Below are 379 nucleotides of genomic sequence, written 5' to 3'. Positions count from 1 at the left end.
GATCCCGCCGCGTCGTTCAATCGCGATCGCTTCATCCGGCATTCGCACGTTGTCGAGAATGACGATTTTCCCGGCGTTGATCGCCTTTTCCGCTCGGTTCATTGCGGCGTTCGTCCAGATTGGGCCGAAATAAGTTCTTCCCCATTCCGTACCGAGTGTTTGACACGCGTAACGCGTCGTTTTACCGCACAAAATGTCTAGCGGTTCGTCCCATCGTGTTTTGTCATAAACGATTTCTTCGGGAATTCCCATCGCATACAACATTTTATAAAGTGGATCGGAAAAACCGTACCGTACGAACGGATGTTCGGGCCGCTCCAGATTAATTGCGACTTCGCAGACAGTTGATTTCCCCGCGCCTTTATAGCCGCATATTCCG

General features: G+C 51.2%; 1 protein-coding gene. It reads right to left on the bottom strand.

The genetic code is table 11. From position 1 onward, the window contains the following. Positions 1 to 379, bottom strand: a 379-nt coding sequence (locus tag RMT89_RS41515) for a hypothetical protein (protein ID WP_315888936.1), incomplete at both ends; no start/stop codon positions are given.

It is taken from the genome of Streptomyces sp. P17 (assembly GCF_032436805.1).
Lineage (GTDB): Bacteria > Actinomycetota > Actinomycetes > Streptomycetales > Streptomycetaceae > Streptomyces.
This window is presented reverse-complemented; position numbering and strand designations above follow the sequence as displayed.